Origin of the sequence: Clostridium sp. ATCC BAA-442 (assembly GCF_964239415.1) — a bacterium.
GTDB classification, from domain to species: domain Bacteria; phylum Bacillota; class Clostridia; order Oscillospirales; family Oscillospiraceae; genus Flavonifractor; species Flavonifractor plautii.
Map to the genome: position 1 here is coordinate 1 of NZ_CAXSQB010000076.1, position 1,036 is coordinate 1,036.

Annotated in this window: 1 protein-coding gene; it reads left to right on the plus strand. The window is 67.9% G+C overall.

What is annotated here, in order from left to right; all coding sequences use genetic code 11:
• Nucleotides 1-131: 131 nt before the first annotated feature.
• Nucleotides 132-1,004 carry a radical SAM protein gene (locus ACESY8_RS18700; protein ID WP_054339307.1) on the plus strand — a complete coding sequence of 291 codons (873 nt, stop codon included), beginning with the start codon at nucleotides 132-134 and terminating at the stop codon, nucleotides 1,002-1,004.
• The last annotated feature ends 32 nt before the right edge of the window (nucleotides 1,005-1,036 follow it).

Below are 1,036 nucleotides of genomic sequence, written 5' to 3' on the forward strand. Positions count from 1 at the left end.
GGCGGGGGCTTACGCTGTAACGCCCCCGCCGCACCGGCCTGGATGGGGGGAAACGGGGATACGTGCTGGGACGCAGGGGCGGGGCTTGTCCCCGCCCGCAACTGGAAAACTTGGGAAGGAGGAGAAATCCAATGATCTGCAATCTCTGCCCCCGCCGGTGCGGGGCCCTGCGCACGGAGACCGAGGGCCGGGGCGTATGCCGTATGCCGGAGGCGCCGGTGGTGGCCCGTGCGGCCCTCCACCAGTGGGAGGAGCCGCCCATCTCGGGCACGCGGGGCTCCGGCACCGTGTTTTTCTCCGGCTGCTCCCTGGGGTGTGTCTTCTGCCAGAACGACGCCATCAGCCACCAGGACTTTGGCAGGTCCATCTCCCTGGAGCGGCTGCGGGCGATCTGCTTTGAACTCATCGACCAGGGGGCCCACAACATCAACCTGGTCAATCCCACCCACTACGCCCACGCGGTGGCCCGGCTGCTGGCCCGGCCGCTGCCGGTGCCGGTGGTATGGAACTCCGGCGGCTATGACCGGGTGGACACCCTGCGGGGCCTGGAGGGGAAAATCCAGATCTATCTGCCCGATTTGAAGTATGTCACGCCGGAGTACGCGGAGCAGTATTCCGGCGCGGCGGACTACCCGGAGGCGGCCCAGGCGGCCATCCTGGAGATGTTCCGCCAGACCGGCCCCTGTGTGTATCAGGACGGCCTGTTAAAACAGGGTGTTATCATCCGGCACCTGCTCCTCCCCGGGAAATTGGCCGAGGCCAAGCGGGTGATGGACTGGGTGGCGGAGCACTTCGCCCCCGGCGCGGTGGCCTTCTCCCTCATGAGCCAGTACCTCCCCTGGGGGCGGGCGGCGGAGTTCCCCGCGCTGAACCGCCGGCTGCGGCCCTCGGAGGTCCGCTCGGCCGAGGACTATATGGACGCCCTGGGACTGGAGGGCTTCACCCAGGGGGCGGAGGCCGCACGGTCGGAGTACATTCCGGCCTTTGATCTCACGGGGGTATAATAAACGGGCGGCTTTCCCGCGTGCGGGAAAGC

Bases quoted from the DNA above. Each gene is read 5' to 3' on its own strand.
- ACESY8_RS18700 (WP_054339307.1), top strand. From the start codon at position 132: ATGATCTGCAATCTCTGCCCCCGCCGGTGCGGGGCCCTGCGCACGGAG.